Raw genomic sequence first — 15346 nt, forward strand, 5'->3', positions numbered from 1 at the left:
TCGTTCAAATCCTGCAGCCCGCATATTATATTAATTTGCGGGCTTTTACAGCACCCAGGATATTATATCACACTTTTTCTGCCTTTTAAATATGAATCTCCGTCTTCTTATTTCCTCTCCAGGCATAAAGGCCCAGCGCCAGTCCGATGACTCCGTACACCATAAAGGTTCTGAAATATTCACCGAGCAGCGGCTGGCCGAATACGGCCTGGCCTACCTCGGGCGACATGATGAACATCGCGTTAAACAGCAGTGTTCCAATCATCGCCTGTTTTATCGTGGCCTTTGAGATGGATGCCCCGCCCACTAAGAGCGCTGCAACCGAGAACATGCCAATCTGTGTATGGGCGCCGTAACTGTTTAAGGTACCCGTGTTCTGCAGGAAAATAATCTGTCCCCAGGCGGCCAGGACGGTGGATAAAATGACTGCAATCATCCTCGTTCTGTCCACATTGATTCCGGAAGCTTCCGCAATATGCTGGTTTTGTCCCACACTTCTGAAGTCCTGCCCCAGCTTCGTCTTCATGATGGCCTGCGTAAATACGCACAGAGCCACGATAAACAGCCCGGTTGCCATCGGAACCTTGATAAGAATCAGTCCGGAGCGTGTTGTGATTGCCCATGCGCTGAAAGCGATGGCCGCAACGCATGCCAGTGCATTTCCGATAAAGGCATTTCTGTCTTTCTTCTTTAAATAGCGGAAAACAAGATATGCAAGGATTAGAACCGCACTGATGAGTATTACCCACATTAACGGCACTTTCCACACATTATCCAGCGCGTATTTAAGTCCGCCCTCTTCCACCGGCACCAAATCCACCGTTGTCCTGATTCCCGTTCCGGTCGGTCTGATTAACGGGTTTGTGGCCGATACATGGATGATATAACCAATGACAAACAGGAAGAGAAACTGATATAAACCGTTTGCAAAGTATCCGACGATCAGGCCGGAAATCATTTCCTGTCCTTTTGTATTATTGTACAGTTTACCTGTGAAAAATCCGAACAGAACCGCCAGAGGCGTTGCTACCAGAAGGCAGAGGAAGAAACCGCCCAGCCCTCCTATGTAAAAATACCTGACTGCGACAATGGCAATCTGGCCCGCCATCGCTCCGATAACAATACCGAAGTTGAGGCCCAGGCCTGCCAGTACCGGAATAATCAGAGACAGCACGAGGAATGCGTTTCTGAAAAACCGGGAGCTCAGTTCCGAAATCAGGAACGTGAATCCTTCACCGTTTGAGAGCATCAGGCCGACGATTGTGAACGCCAGGAAAATAACCATGACAATGTTGTCCATCAGCCAGTTCTTCCAGTTAATTTTCTGTTTCATGAACGGGCGCCTCCTTTCACCTGGCATAAAGCGTATAAAATAATGCCGTTCTGAATTACCATACGAATCATTTCAGACAAATCGGTTCCCGCGAACACCACGTTGGCCACGGGGAGGGCTGATGCCAGCAGTCCCTGGAATAACAGTGTACCGATAAATACATGGGATACCTTTGCCGCATTGGGAGTTGCGCCTCCAATCAGGATTCCTGCTACCGCGGGGAATGCCATCATTAACGGAGCCGTATATAACTGGACAAAACCATAACTCTGCGCATAGATAATGATTCCCACCGCGCCCAGGACCGTTGACAGGATATTTCCGATAATCCTGTTTTTGTTGATATCCATGCCCGAGGCCACGGCAAATTTGTTGCTTTTTCCACATGCAACCACCGCCATGCCCGATTTGCTCTTAAAGAACAGCCAGATCAGGAAGCAGAAGAAGCCAAGCACGAGAAGAAGTCCGGTCGGAACGGTAAAGTTTCCGATTGTGATTCTGAGGAAATCGTTAAAAAGGCCGTCGGCTCCTATGTTTTCAAGCTGAATGGTTTCCCTGAGTCCGTCTCCCAAAAACCATTTCATGTTGGGGCTCTGGAACGGGAGCATCAGCCATACGAGACACATTACCGCTACTGCGGCAAAACCCGTATAGGTTGCGATCGCCATCTCGGAACCCTTGATGCTGTTTAAAAGTTTTCCGTATAATATGCCTACGACGACGGCAATCAAGGTAGCGATAATCATGGCAACAAGCAGAAATCCAAGGCCCGTCAGGCCGATTTCAATCGAAATGACCATGCCCAAAAGTCCGCAGCAGATTCCCAGGGGCAGGGCGAAATTGGGTCCCATACCCGCCTGGATGGACGGCACCATCGCAAGAACCAGGACGCCGTTCATGCCGATTCGCTTTATGATATCGGAAAGCGTCATCGGAAGTGAAATATCGAGAAAGCAGCTCATTACAAGCGTAATCAGGAAAAATGTCCCGATAATCAGCCTGGGGGTACCGACTTTACTGACCACTTCGTTCACAAGACTTTTTTGTCTATTTTCGTTTTCAGATAATTTCTTTGTCATTCACTCAGCACCTCTTCCTGTATTTTTTTGCTTCCCGACATCATCAGGCCGAATTCCGCCTCCGGCGCGAGCGGTGAAAGAATTCCGTTCACCTTTCCGTCACAGATGATTGCAATCTCGTCACAGACGCTCCGCAGTTCCGCCAGTTCGGAGGAAGTGATAATGATCGTCATGCCGAATTCCTTGTTAAGCTGCACCAGTAAATCCAGAATCAGCTTTTTGGCGCCGATGTCGATTCCTCTGGTCGGTTCCGAGACGAGCAGCAGCTTCGGGTTCAGCGTCAGCGCCCTTGCCACACAGACTTTCTGCTGGTTGCCGCCGCTTAACTCGCCCGCATCTTCCTGGGAGGAGGTGCAGCGGATATCCAGATCCTGGATCATTTTCTCCGCATGCTTGCGGATGGCGGAGGGATCCTTGAAGCTGAAGGGACCCACTTTTCTTAAAAACTGGTTTGTAATCTCAATTGCCGTTATTACGATGTTCATCTCTATGGATTCATCCAGGAGCAGGCCAATCCCCTTTCTGTCCTCGCTCACAAAGCCGAGTCCTTCCTGAATCGACAGGCGGGGATTGTTCAGTTCCAGTTTCCGTCCTTCAAAAAGCACTTCCCCCCTGGATGGATAAATTCCCATTAATCCGTTTGCAATGCCGAGTTTTCCCTGTCCGGCCAGTCCGCCGATGCCGAGAATTTCTCCCTTTCGGACCTGCAAATCGACGCCTTTGACACGCTCTCCCGGCATTCCTACTTCAAAATTTTTTATTGAGAGTATGACTTCATCCGAGATGCTGCGTTTTTCATCACCCACGCGGCTTATCTCGACCTTACGGCCTATCATAAGCTCTGCGATTTCTTTTGCATTTGTATCCTTGATATCTTTGGTGGCCACCCACTCGCCGTCCCGGAGGACCGTGACACGGTCGGCGAGACTCACGATCTCATCCAGCCTGTGGCTGATAAATATAATTCCGATTCCAAGCTTCGACAATTTGCGCACCGCATCCATCATGTTCTCCGCTTCTTTTTCGGTCAGAACAGCGGTCGGCTCGTCAAACACCAGGAGCTTGACTCCCTTTTTATCAATTTCTCTGGCAATCTCAATAAACTGCATGTATCCAACGGGAAGACCTTCCACAAGCACCTCTTCATCGAGTGACATTTCCAGCGTGTCCAGCGCTCTTCTGGCGTCCTGGTTCATCGTCTTCATGTCAAGCGTCTCCAGCCTCTGGCCGAATACGCCGCTGAATGCGTTCTTTTTCGTAATTTCCCTGTTGATTTTAATATTCTCGGTGATTGTAAATCCGGGAAGCAGCATAAACTCCTGATGCACCATACCGATGCCGTAATCCATCGCCTCATGAGGAGATTTGATGACCGCCTCTTTTCCGTCGATTATCACTTTCCCCCCGAATCCTCCCGTAGAGTGTATCACCGGCATTCCGAACAAAATGTTCATCAGGGTTGATTTACCTGCGCCATTCTCTCCTATCAGCGCATGAATCTCACCCTTTTTAACTTCCAGGCTAACATCTTTCAAAACCTGGTTCCCATAAAAATCTTTTGAAATGTTTTTCATTTCGAGAAAGCATTCACTCACAAGTCTCCCTCCCGCCTGCATAATAATATCAGCAACGAAAAGCACGCTTCGCGAACTTTTCATTGTCACTCAATAAAAGAGGGGCACGGCGGCCTCCCGCTGTGCCCCCAGGTTCCAATCAGAAATGGCAAATCATATTAATACTCCAGGAATGGCATGGTAATAAGCTGGATCTTGTCGTAAGTTTCTCCGTTTTCCGTATAGGGAGCCAGTGTAATCTCTACGCCCGCATACTCTTCCATACATTTCTTAAGAGCCGCAACGTCGCTTCTCTCTGTTATTTCGCCGTCGATCCATTTAATTGCATAATTGGTGCAGGCGGCTGTGGCCATCATGGAGTTTGGTACCGGCCATGTTGCAAAACGTCCTGCGCAGCCGGCCTCTTTCAGTTTCTCTTTTGTCTGTTCGATAATATAGCTTACGTCACCCTTCTGGTCGTCGGATAATTCCAGGCCGAGTGCGGTCGGATAACCGTGCAGAGGAGACGGACAGCACTGAAGTGACATGATTGCGTGTTTTTCCATAACTGTTTTGATGATCGGCACCTGCATTCCGCACTGTGCGCCCCAGATACATGTATTCTCGCCGTATTTTTCAATCTGCTTCGGGATATCTTCAAACATAAACTGCTGCATGCCGGACACGCCCGCATCACCGGCAGGATCCGGAGCCGTAAGCTCTACGAATGTCATGCCCAGTTTTTCGCTTGTTGCTTTCATGTCGTCTCTCTTGCGGATCATAATCGGGTCGGAGAGGAATCGTGGGAATGAATAGTATAAAAATGTGTCGGCGCCCATTTTCTGAGCTTCTTCCACCGTCAGGTGCCCTAATTCCAGTTCGTTCGGCATCATTCCGAAATCCACTCGCTTCGCCACGTCGGGAGGATTCTCACCCATTCCTGCAACCAGGAGGAGGATTTCATCGCCGCGGAGCTCTTTCAGTTTGTCAATCGCCGCGTTGGTTCCAGGGAATCCCGGGATAAATACAATGGCTTTTACATCCGGGTCGGAAGCGACTTTGGTAACTACGCTTATCATCTGCTCCTGCTCGGTGCTGTAGTTCTCAGGCCAGGTCACATGCGTTACACGGCCGGGGAATTTCTCAACCATCTGATCGGCAATGCGGTACTCTTCCTCGTTTGAGGATACGGTAGATGAGATAATAACCACTTTTCCTTTACCGGAATCGGCAGCAGCGGATTCACCCGCGCCCGAACCGGAAGTGCCCTTTGCTCCGCAGCCGGCCAGCCCCATACTCAAAGAAAGTGCCAACAAAACCGCCATCATTTTTTTCATACATTCTACCTCCTGATTTTCAATTTTTCTTTGAAACGCCAATCTCTACTTTTCTTCAATGAGTTATCTGAATATAATATTTTTTTATGTAATTATTTTCAAAACTCATACCATTATAATACACAGGATGTTTTCTAAAGTCATTCAAAAAAGTGGACAGTTAATTTTAATATTAGAATAACAATTTCTTAAATGGTATAGTGTACTAAAAAGGATCCAGGCGGAGGGATTCTCCGCATCCGGCTGGCCTCCCAAACACCGTAATTCCCTTACACCGCCTGGTTTTCCTGCCCGTAGAGCTTTTATCCCGCCGGGTATTTTTTTAGCGTTCCGGTAAAATAAAAATGCCGTCCGCCAGATAAACGGACAGCATTTTTATTATAATTTTTGACAGAAGCGCGCAGTTTTTCTAGAAAAACCGCCCAAACTGATGGGTTAAAGGCGGATATGACAGGTTTTTGCCCGCATAGTATCCGTCTTTCACGGCCTCCAGCACTTTTCCCGCCTTCTTGCAGTCTCCTACCTCAATAAACTGGGACACACAGTTTCTGAATTCTTCACTGGCCGATTTTCTGGCTTTCATGCCGGCAGACAGCAGCACCAGCTCCGCGGTGTAGGAGCACTCTTTTCCGTCTTTTTCCACGTAAACAGCGCCGTTTTCATCCACACGCGTGCACTTCGCCTCCGTCGCCGTATGAAGATTCGGATATTTTGCAAATTCCAGTAAAAGCCCGTTGCGGTGCGGTACGGGTGCATCCTTGGCCATTTCGTCACGCATCTCGATGATCGTCACGTCCACGCCGGCCATCGCCATGGCAAGCCCTTCCTCACATCCGGCCAGTCCTCCTCCGATCACAACCGCCTTCTGTCCGGGAAGAAGTTCCTTCTTTCTGTCATGAAGCTCCGTTACCGTGACAACCTTTTCGTGATCGATGCCGGGGATCGGCGGAATTAACGGCTCTGCGCCGACGGCCGAAATAATTACGTCGGCTCCCGACTCTGCGGCATACTCGGGCGTTACCTCCGTATTGCAGCATATTTTTACATTCTTCCGCTCCGTCATCCGGATCAGGTACTGCATGAAATCATACAAATCTTTTTTAAACGGAATATCCTCCGATGCCGTGATCAGCATACCGCCGAGCCTTGAAGACTTTTCGCACAGCGTTACGTCATGGCCCGCTTCCGCCGCCGTGATCGCGGCCTGCATTCCTCCCGGGCCGCCTCCGATTACAAGGACCTTTTTCGGTACAGGAGCCGGGCGGTAGGCAAACTCATAGAGTTCTTTCCCAAACGTAGGGTTGACCGAGCATCTTACATTGCCGTTTGCAATCCCGGTATAGGATGGGAAGTCCAGGCTCATACAATGATTGCAGCGGATACATGGACGGACTTCGTCCTCTTTCCCCTCCTGTATTTTTCTCGGGAAAAACGGGTCGGCTAAAAACTGTCTGGCCACGGCAATAACGTCCGCCTGGCCCGATGCCAGAAACTCTTCCATCATCTCGGGGGAATTAAATCCTCCCACCGTTGCCACCGGCGTTTTCACATGTTTTTTGATTTCCGCCGCCAGAAAGGCATTGCAGCCCCTCGGCAAAAAGGAGCACGGGAACATTCTCGCATCTGCATTCGGATCGTGGAACGTCATGGCCGATACATGGATTAAATCCACCTTCCCGTCTATCATCTTTGCGAACTCGATTCCTTCCTCCTGGGTGAAACCGCCCTCGATAAATTCCGAGCCGGACATCCTGTATTCGATCGGGAAATCTTTTCCCACGGCCTGTCTGATACGGTCGATGACCATAAGCGGGAACCTGGCGCGGTTTTCAAGGGAGCCGCCGTAACGATCCGTCCTGTGGTTATAAAGCCCGGATAAAAATTCACTGAATATCCAGCCATGCCCTCCATGGAGCATGACCATGTCAAAACCGGCGCATTTTGCCACATAGGCGCCGTGGGCAAAGGCATCCGCAATGCTGTTCATCATATCCTCGTCGAGCGGAAGCACATCGGTTCCCCGCTCGCCCTTCTGGGCGCTCGGTCCGTACACCAGGCCGCCCTTTGTAAGCGCCGGATTGGCATGCATTCCGCAGTGGGCGATCTCAATGCTTGCCAGCGCATTGTGCTGATGGATGCGGTCCACAAAATCAAGATGGGTCGGCATGAATTTTTCCTGATCCAGGTTGGCGGAACCAAAGTGGGCGCCACCCGTCTCTATATGTACGACGGTTTCTCCGTGGGTCACAATCGCCGCTCCTCCTATGGCTCTCGCTTCATAAGTCGCCAGCACGGCATCCGTCAGATATCCCGTGGGGCTGCTGTCCCCGTTCATCGGTGAAGCCTCAATGCGGTTTTTCAGAGTGATGCCGCCAATCTTCAGCGGGCTGAATAAATGGGGGTATTTCTGCATATGCGTTACCTCGCTTTCCAATACTTTTATCGCTTAATTGCTGCTTTATAAGCTGTATCATACACAAAAAAACGGGGTAAGTCATTTCAAATAATTTGCCGCTTATTCAAATATCACACGCTCCTGCCCTGAAATGTATAGTTCATTTTAGGGTCTTTTTTCCAGCATGATCTCCCCGGCCATCAGGATGATTTCCTCTTTTGTCATATGCATTCCCGCCAGTTCCTCAACCAGCTCCTCCGCATTTTTGTAAAAGGATTCCCCTTCCCCCTTCTCTCTCACATATGTCCCGCTCCCTCTCGCCTGTTCCAGAAGGCCCATCTGTTTTAAATGGGATATGGCCGCTTTCAGCGTTCCGCGCGCAACGTCATAGCGTCTGCACAGCTCCCTTTCACTCGGCAGTTTCTGGCCCGGTTTTAAAATGCCGTTCTCAATCTCCTGCCTGATCTCGTTGACAATCACTTTGTAAATCGGTGTGTTTTCTTTCATTTACTCCTCCTGCAGATACTGCTCCAACGCTTTGTATGAGTCCGGAAGTATCGTGTAATAAAATTCCAGGACGTTCGGGTAGTCCTCCCGGATTTCCTTCACCAACTGCTCTTCGCAGTGCGCCGGCACGACCCAGCAGACAGCCTCCGGGGCAACTACATGGCGTTTCTTCTTCCATTCATCCCTGTGACAGAGAAAGTATGTATTGTGTTTGCAGAGAGAAGCCAGCGAGTGGCTGATGTGTTTGATAAAGTCCTGGCTATCGTAGATAATCCCTATCATCCGCGTGTCGCTCAGCCCGGACAGCGCCTCGGCCACCTCGCCGGCCACCGTAATTTTAAGCGCCACCAGTATTTTATTGTTGGCCTTCGCCAGATTCTGCAGTTCATGATAGTGTGCCTTCGTCGTAATCCAGAGCGGTTCCTCCGGGACCACTTCCCCGAATGCCTCAAGGACCTCATAAACATTATAGTAAGCGGGAAGGAATTTGTACCGCTCCCGGATGTTCCAGCACATATCCGCCGCAATCTCGGGCGTGCAGTCGAACAGGGCGGCTCTCACCTCTTCTTTTTTCCTGAATTTCAGCCGGCAGGCCTCCTCAATGAGATGAAACGCCTCCTCGGCCGAAATCCCGGCCAGCAGGGCTTTCTCTTTATATTCCTGGATTTTCTGCCGCTCCGTCCCCCAATCCAGCACATAGGTGCCGCTTCCCCTGTTCCGTTTGACGCAGCCTTTGTTCTCCAGCTCCTCGTATGCCATCCTTATGGTCCCCTTGGAAAGTCCCGTCGTCTCATAAAGCGCGGCCTCGGAGGGAAGCTTGTCCCCCGGCTTCAGTTCCCCATTCACAATCGCCCGGGTAATCTGATCACTGAGTTGTTTATAGGCAGGCTCGTTATTATCAAGAAATTCGAATTTCATCCCATTCTCCTATCTTTTGTATTTGGGGAGAACACCTGCTGAACTCGGGTTTTCATATGGTTCATAAAAACTCCTCGCGGAACACATCCTCCCAACACTTATAAGCGAATTATACTATATTCGCAATAAAAAGAAAAGCAGGTGCAAATTTCAAATTTTTTGTATTAATAAACTATATCAATTTTTTTTCTTTCTTTAATTCTTAAAATAAACTGTCTACTTTTTTGAATGACTACTCCTGCTTTTTTGTGTATGATGCAAGTAGTTATATAGCAGACCATTGCCGGACCTGACAGCAACTGTAGAAAATCTGCAAAAACCATAGAAAGGATGCAACCATATGATGTACTCTCATTTATTTTCTCCAATTAAAATTGGCCCCCTCACGATCCGCAACAGAATTGAAACCGCCCCCATGGGTGTCTCGGATTTGACTCCGGAAGGCTATCTCACCCCGGCCAATATTGCGCTCTACGGAGAGCGGGCCAAAGGCGGAGCCGGCATCGTGACAATCGGAGAAAGCCTGGTGGACTCCGCCACAGGAAAGGCCCATGGGCGTATGATTCCGCTTGATACGGAAGAAATCCTTCCCTATCTGATCGACTGTACGGACGAGATAAAACGTCATGGCGCCGTTGCTTCCATTGAGCTGATACATGCAGGCAGGCGCTCCCATCCCAAATATACGGACGGCGTGGTATACGGCCCAAGCGCGGGTGACTGCATCTACGGCGGACCCGTCACCGAGATGGACGAGGCTATGATAGAACATATTGTTGAAAAATTCGGTGATGCGGCCGAGATGGCAAAGCTGGGCGGTGTCGACATGTGCATGGTGCACGGCGGCCATGGCTGGCTTCTGGGGCAGTTTCTTTCCCCTGTTAACAACCAGAGAACCGACCGTTTCGGCGGCAGCCTGGAAAACCGCGCCCGGATTTCATTTATGGTAATAGAAAATATCCGCAGAAAATGCGGTAAGGATTTTCCGATCGAATTCCGCCTGAGCGGAGACGAATTCATGCCCGGCGGTTTTAACGTGGATGAAGCGGTCGAACTGGCCAGGATGCTGGACGGTAAGGTGGATCTGCTCCACGTATCCGCAACCAGTTTTCACGACAAGGACGCCGCCCAGAGAATGTTCCCGAACACCTTCCTGCCAAGAGGGTGTAACGTCTATCTGGCCGAAGCGGTAAAAAAAGCCGTTACCATGACGCCGGTTGTCACCGTAGGCGCACTCGACGAACCGGGGGCAATGGAAGAGATTATCCGCTCCGGTAAAGCCGATATGGTCGCCATGGCTAGAGGGATTGTAGCGGATCCCTACTTTCCCATAAAGGCAAAGACAGGCCAGGAGGAAGACATCACCCCCTGCATCCGCTGTAATTACTGCTTAAGCGGAAGCTTTGTGCCCTATATCAAATATCCCACAAGGGTCAGCCGGTGCACGGTCAACCCGCTCTGCGGCCGGGAACTGGAAATGCGCCTTCCGAAGAAGGCGGATACCCGCAAGAAAATAGTGATTATCGGAGGAGGCCCGGCCGGAATGGAAGCTGCCGTTGTCGCCTCGGATCGCGGCCACGATGTCACGCTGATTGAAAAAAACGGAAAACTCGGCGGCGCCCTCAATTACGCCACCCGTCCCGCATTCAAAAAAGACATAGAAAAACTGGAGCAGGTTCTCATAAACAGGGTAAAAGCAAGGCCCATACGGCTGCTGCTTGACACGGCCGCCACACCGGCGCTTGTCTCTTCCTTATCCCCTGAAGCTGTAATTATTGCCGTCGGAGCAGAACCGGCCACACCGCCGATCCCGGGAATTGACAAACCATTCGTCCATTATGCCGCCCACCTGGAACCCGATACACCTCTTGCCGAGCCGGTCGTCATCATTGGCGGAGGTCTTGTCGGATGTGAGGAAGGCCTTCATTTGGCCAGAAAACACGGCTTTGACGTAACGGTTCTAGAAATGAAAGACGCGGCCGCGACGGACGCCCCCTTCCTCCACTGGAGAGCCCTGATGCTCGAACTGGAAAAGGAAGAAAAAGTTCATTTAAATACACAGATTCAATGCACCTCCATCGCCGATGACGGCGTATACGGTACGGACGGCGACGGAAACAAAGTGTTCTATCCGGCAAAGACGGTTCTCAACGCCGTGGGTATGGAACCACTCTCCGATTTGGCCGACGGTTTCCGGAACTGTGCAGATGAATGTTATGTAATTGGGGACTGCAAAAAACCGGCGAAACTGCTTGAAGCGATTCATTACGGATACTTTACCGCGATGACCCTGTAAGTCACCGCCCGGCGCCGGATGGATTCCGGCAGCAATAAAGCGGCATTGTCCGTACAGAACACAATGATAGATTGTTCTGTACGGATAATGCCGCTTCTTCCACTATTCCGCTTCTTCTACTATCCCACTTGTTTACCTTGCTTCTTTTCCGCTCATATTCTTATAAGCCCTGCTCAGAAAATTGGTGAACTGCGCCGTCTCCTCCGCCGTAAAACCGGTCAGCATCGATGCTTCGACCTCACGGCAGCGCTCCTCCCATTTATGCGAGGCCTCAAGGCCCTTTTCCGTGATATGGAGACTTCCTGCGCGGCGGTTGCCTTCCATCGTTTTCCTGACAATAAAACCGTTCTTTTCCAGCGTGTCCAGCACACGGCTTGTGGTTGCCGGTTCAATATCACAGTGCTCCGCCACATCCTTCTGCATACATCCTTCATGCTCGGCCAGATACAGCAGCACCTTCGGCTGCCCCGAAGCCAGGCCGATTTCCGCCATAAAGGGCCTTAAGCATTTGCGCTGGGCGTGAAAGGCGCGGTACAGCAGCATATAAAACGACATTTTCATCTTATTCTTCTCCTCACATTTCCGGTAATTGGGACATCCTGGGCTGTATCACTCTTATTGTTAGACAGCTAACTTATATTCCATCCTTATTTTATGCCCTGCCTTCGGAAAAGTCAATCAGAATTCTGTCTTCCAGCGACCGGTAAAACGAAGCCAGGTGTGCGCCGTCGACCAATCCGTGATGGCACAGGACCGATACGGGCATCAGGTATTTTCCGTTGTCCTCGAAGTATTTTCCCCATGTAATCCTGGGATTGCTGTCGGCGGGCATGGGAACCGGCTGGATCAGGGAAGTAAACGAAAACCACGGCAGTGTTGAAATAAAAAGGAGCTCGTCCGTATCTTCTTTCTCCTCCTCAATGCTGTTCTGCATCCTGGCCGTCTCCTGCGCCCGGACGGCATAAGGAAGATAATCCTCAAACGCCATGCTGCTGTCGAGTGTGCAGTAACAGTATGTCCCGTCCTCCTGGGCCACCGTGTGGGAAGTTTTGCAGTTGTCAAACTCGATAATCCGATTGTCACGAATCCGCTGCCGAAGTTCGGGGACACTGTTGGCCGCCCTCGCGATGCAGTAGCAGAATGTAAGAAAGAAGGGGAGTTTTTTCTGCTTTACCACCCCAACAAAATCGGTAACGTCGACATTGACCGTTGTCCCCATGTAAGGAAACCCAAGACCGTTAAAATACTCAAAATGGCTTTTCCTTTTATAGGAATCCATATCCAGATACGTGTAACTCATATCATATCCTCCTTTATTTTATCATTCCCGCCGGTAATTAAAAAACTGCCGCAAACGGAAGACTATAACCATGGGTCATAATCAACTATTTACGGCAGTTGGTAGAAACGCTCAACCATATTATGAGCTTATATAACTAATTGAATTATAAATGATTTTATAAATCTATGCAATAGCCCAAAATGAATTTTCAAACACGCTCTAGGGGTAATCTTTATAATAATCCAGAATATGATTCACAAATTCCCGGGCCGTTCTGCGGCGTTCCTCCAGTTCTTTCGGAACAATCAGAACGGTATTGCGGGTGATCGGCTCTTCCATCGGGACGGGAACCACCTGATAACGGCTATCGGCAATCCGGCTGGAGAGGATTGCAACCCCGAAGCCCTTTTCCACCATGCTGAGAAGCGTGTCTACCTGATCGCATTCAAAGGCAATGGCCAGCGGCAGGGTCTTGTGCCGGAAAGAATCCCGGATCATCATACTTAGGCTGTATGTTTTATCCAGCAGAATCAGTTTTTCGGAGGCAAGCTCCTCCCATGAGACTGTGCTCCTTCCCGCAAAACGGTGGTTTTTGCTGACAATCGCATGGTATTCGTCCTTAACAAGGGTGTAGAGATGGTAGGGTTCCAACTGGTAGGCGTCGATGTTGGAGGTTCCGGTTATGGGCGAAACGAGGTGCGCAATAAATGCCATATCGATTTTCTTTCCCATAATCTGATTCATAAGCTCCAGCGTATTTCCCTTTTTCATCTCAATGGAACAGCGGCTGTCCGCCGTCCGGCTTAGAAAGGAGGCAATGGGGATGGTGACGCCAACCCGTCCCATATGGTCGACGCTTCCAATTAAAAGATGGTCCGAGTTAGAAAAACGGCGGATCGAATCGGTCATTTCCTCATAATCCTGCAAAAGTTTCCCGGCATGGATTAGAAATTCGCTTCCCGCGGGAGTCAATGTTGCGGAGCGTTTACTCCGGTCAAAAAGCCGGACATTCAGTTCATCCTCTAACTTGCTGATGTGCTTGGATAAAGAGGACTGGGATATGGAAACCTCGTAGGCCGCATCAGAAAAACTTTTCAGTTCCACAACTGCAATAAAACATTGAAGCTGGAATATCTCCATCGCTATCACCTTTCATGAAAAATCAGGCTGTACAAATATCGTTTTTTATTATAGCACGATAAAAAAAGAATTTTCAACCATAAAATCTGAATTTTAAAATAATTCTTGTAGAAATTCTAAGAATTATAATTGTTTCCTTTTTGGAATCTTATGTTTCCGAATCGAAATTGATTTCCCATTTTTTATCTGTTTAAATGGAGGAAGAAACAGAAAAAGGAGGTACTAACTATTTATGCAAACCAGAGAACCATTTGATCTGATTGTGGCCGGGGGAGGAACTGCCGGAACACTAAGTGCACTGGCTGCCGCCAGGGAAGGGCTGAGGGTCGCCGTGGTCGAACGCGGTACATGTCTTGGCGGTACGGCGGTCAATTCCGGGCTGACGGAAATGAATGCGGCCGGTTTTCAGGGAAAGCCTCTGTACCGTGGGATCGAACGGGAAATCTTTGAAAACATGATCCAAAACGGATATGCGCAGTATCATGATGCGGTCCCCATGTCCTCCAATCAGAGTGTGAAAATCGACCGTCTGCGCTATAATCCGGAGATGCTGAAGCTGCTTTTGGAGGAATTGGCGGTAGAGGCAGGCGTTTCACTTTTTTACGGCTCCGAACTTATCTCGGCAAAGGAAAACGAAAATATCTGCAGGCTCAGGGTGAGGGGCGAATCCCAGTCCATAGACCTGACGGGCCGCTATCTGATTGACGCCACGGGAAATGCCTCACTCGTTCAGGCCCTGGGAAGTGAAACGGTCGGGGTCAGGGACGGTAACCGGATGATCGCCACCCTGATGTTCCGGGTTTCGAATATCGACATGGCCCGGCTGATGCCATTCCTGGGCAGCGGGCAAATGGGGGAAGTAATCCGGGAAGGACGGGAAACCGGAATTCTGAAGGGCGGCATACTGGCCGTCACCCCCGTTCCGGGTACCGGCGATGCCAGTATCAACGTCACCAGAGTCCGCTGTGACAGCGAGGATATCTGCGACAGCTCCCGCGGAATGGTGGAGGCCCGGACGCAGATTTTACCGGTGCTCCGTTTTATGCGCGGCCGTATTCCCGGTATGGAACAGATCTATCTGTCCGGTATTTCCACGGTGATGGGCGTGAGGGATGCGAGGCGCATCTGCGGCCGGTACAGGCTGACCATCGAGGATCTGGAATCCATGAAAGAATTCGATGATTCCGTTGCCTGCGGCTGTTATCCGATGGATATTCACGATCCGGCCACCGGTACCGTAATCTGGAAAATGCTTCCGGGCGTGTATCATATACCGCTTCGGAGCCTGCTGCCGAAGGGCCTCCACCGCACAATGGCGGCCGGGAAATGCCTGTGTGCCGATGACGGGGCCTTTGGGGCGGTCCGCGTCATGCCGATCATGATGAATGTGGGGGAATCCGCCGGCTATGCGGCAGCGCTCGCAAAGCGGAACGGATATAAACTGGATGAGATACCTGCGGATGAACTGCGGCAGTATCTCTCCCTGAAATACGAAGATTAAAAAAT

General features: G+C 50.2%; 12 protein-coding genes and 1 riboswitch. Of the genes, 2 read left to right on the forward strand and 10 right to left on the reverse strand.

Annotated features, from left to right (window positions below):
- Positions 1 to 85: 85 nt before the first annotated feature.
- From QZT18_RS02640 to QZT18_RS02670, 7 genes are all read right to left on the reverse strand, one after another.
- Positions 86 to 1333, reverse strand: a complete 1248-nt coding sequence (locus tag QZT18_RS02640) for an ABC transporter permease (protein ID WP_294143926.1) — start codon at positions 1331 to 1333, stop codon at positions 86 to 88.
- A complete protein-coding gene (locus QZT18_RS02645; protein ID WP_294143927.1) occupies positions 1330 to 2412 on the reverse strand; it encodes an ABC transporter permease in 1083 nt (360 codons plus the stop codon). The genes QZT18_RS02640 and QZT18_RS02645 overlap by 4 nt, the downstream gene beginning before the upstream one ends.
- Complete coding sequence (locus QZT18_RS02650) at positions 2409 to 4007, reverse strand: sugar ABC transporter ATP-binding protein (protein WP_366925783.1); 1599 nt, start codon at positions 4005 to 4007, stop codon at positions 2409 to 2411. Before QZT18_RS02650 ends, QZT18_RS02645 begins: the two co-directional genes overlap by 4 nt.
- A 137-nt stretch (positions 4008 to 4144) precedes the next feature.
- Complete coding sequence (locus QZT18_RS02655; RefSeq protein WP_294143928.1) at positions 4145 to 5302, reverse strand: DUF3798 domain-containing protein; 1158 nt, start codon at positions 5300 to 5302, stop codon at positions 4145 to 4147.
- A 409-nt stretch (positions 5303 to 5711) separates the two neighbouring features.
- Positions 5712 to 7715 carry an NAD(P)/FAD-dependent oxidoreductase gene (locus tag QZT18_RS02660; protein ID WP_294143929.1) on the reverse strand — a complete coding sequence of 668 codons (2004 nt, stop codon included), beginning with the start codon at positions 7713 to 7715 and terminating at the stop codon, positions 5712 to 5714.
- Between the two features lie 147 nt (positions 7716 to 7862).
- The gene (locus tag QZT18_RS02665; RefSeq protein WP_294143930.1) at positions 7863 to 8204 is read right to left on the reverse strand and encodes a GntR family transcriptional regulator; all 342 of its coding nucleotides are present in this window, start codon (positions 8202 to 8204) and stop codon (positions 7863 to 7865) included.
- Positions 8205 to 9122, reverse strand: coding sequence for a GntR family transcriptional regulator (locus QZT18_RS02670; protein WP_294143931.1), 918 nt, complete (start codon positions 9120 to 9122; stop codon positions 8205 to 8207). It abuts the gene before it with no gap.
- Positions 9123 to 9462: 340 nt separating this feature from the next.
- Here QZT18_RS02670 and QZT18_RS02675 point away from each other — a divergent pair, with 340 nt between their 5' ends.
- Positions 9463 to 11418 carry an FAD-dependent oxidoreductase gene (locus QZT18_RS02675; protein ID WP_294143932.1) on the forward strand — a complete coding sequence of 652 codons (1956 nt, stop codon included), beginning with the start codon at positions 9463 to 9465 and terminating at the stop codon, positions 11416 to 11418.
- Positions 11419 to 11550: 132 nt separating this feature from the next.
- Here the strand turns inward: QZT18_RS02675 and QZT18_RS02680 are convergent, their stop codons facing one another.
- The 3 genes from QZT18_RS02680 to QZT18_RS02690 form a co-directional block, all read right to left on the reverse strand.
- Positions 11551 to 11979 (reverse strand): MarR family winged helix-turn-helix transcriptional regulator, encoded by a 429-nt coding sequence (locus QZT18_RS02680; protein WP_125140683.1) that lies wholly within the window; start codon positions 11977 to 11979, stop codon positions 11551 to 11553.
- A 91-nt stretch (positions 11980 to 12070) separates the two neighbouring features.
- Positions 12071 to 12718, reverse strand: coding sequence for a CatA-like O-acetyltransferase (locus QZT18_RS02685; RefSeq protein WP_294143933.1), 648 nt, complete (start codon positions 12716 to 12718; stop codon positions 12071 to 12073).
- A gap of 58 nt (positions 12719 to 12776) precedes the next feature.
- A riboswitch (purine riboswitch) is annotated at positions 12777 to 12874 on the reverse strand.
- A 45-nt stretch (positions 12875 to 12919) separates the two neighbouring features.
- Complete coding sequence (locus QZT18_RS02690; RefSeq protein ID WP_294143934.1) at positions 12920 to 13840, reverse strand: LysR family transcriptional regulator; 921 nt, start codon at positions 13838 to 13840, stop codon at positions 12920 to 12922.
- 232 nt (positions 13841 to 14072) lie between these two features.
- Between QZT18_RS02690 and QZT18_RS02695 the strand changes: the two genes are divergently transcribed.
- Entirely contained in the window at positions 14073 to 15341 is a 1269-nt protein-coding gene (locus QZT18_RS02695; protein WP_294143935.1) for an FAD-dependent oxidoreductase, read from the forward strand.
- Positions 15342 to 15346: the final 5 nt, after the last annotated feature.

This window comes from uncultured Clostridium sp. (genome assembly GCF_900547735.1).
GTDB lineage: Bacteria > Bacillota > Clostridia > Lachnospirales > Lachnospiraceae > Otoolea.

What these genes read in the sequence shown, in the direction of transcription:
- QZT18_RS02640 (WP_294143926.1), bottom strand. Translation starts at nt 1,333, where the DNA reads ATGAAACAGAAAATTAACTGGAAGAACTGGCTGATGGACAACATTGTC.
- QZT18_RS02645 (WP_294143927.1), bottom strand. Translation starts at nt 2,412, where the DNA reads ATGACAAAGAAATTATCTGAAAACGAAAATAGACAAAAAAGTCTTGTG.
- QZT18_RS02655 (WP_294143928.1), bottom strand. Translation starts at nt 5,302, where the DNA reads ATGAAAAAAATGATGGCGGTTTTGTTGGCACTTTCTTTGAGTATGGGG.
- QZT18_RS02660 (WP_294143929.1), bottom strand. Translation starts at nt 7,715, where the DNA reads ATGCAGAAATACCCCCATTTATTCAGCCCGCTGAAGATTGGCGGCATC.
- QZT18_RS02665 (WP_294143930.1), bottom strand. Translation starts at nt 8,204, where the DNA reads ATGAAAGAAAACACACCGATTTACAAAGTGATTGTCAACGAGATCAGG.
- QZT18_RS02670 (WP_294143931.1), bottom strand. Translation starts at nt 9,122, where the DNA reads ATGAAATTCGAATTTCTTGATAATAACGAGCCTGCCTATAAACAACTC.
- QZT18_RS02675 (WP_294143932.1), top strand. Translation starts at nt 9,463, where the DNA reads ATGATGTACTCTCATTTATTTTCTCCAATTAAAATTGGCCCCCTCACG.
- QZT18_RS02680 (WP_125140683.1), bottom strand. Translation starts at nt 11,979, where the DNA reads ATGAAAATGTCGTTTTATATGCTGCTGTACCGCGCCTTTCACGCCCAG.
- QZT18_RS02685 (WP_294143933.1), bottom strand. Translation starts at nt 12,718, where the DNA reads ATGAGTTACACGTATCTGGATATGGATTCCTATAAAAGGAAAAGCCAT.
- QZT18_RS02690 (WP_294143934.1), bottom strand. Translation starts at nt 13,840, where the DNA reads ATGGAGATATTCCAGCTTCAATGTTTTATTGCAGTTGTGGAACTGAAA.
- QZT18_RS02695 (WP_294143935.1), top strand. Translation starts at nt 14,073, where the DNA reads ATGCAAACCAGAGAACCATTTGATCTGATTGTGGCCGGGGGAGGAACT.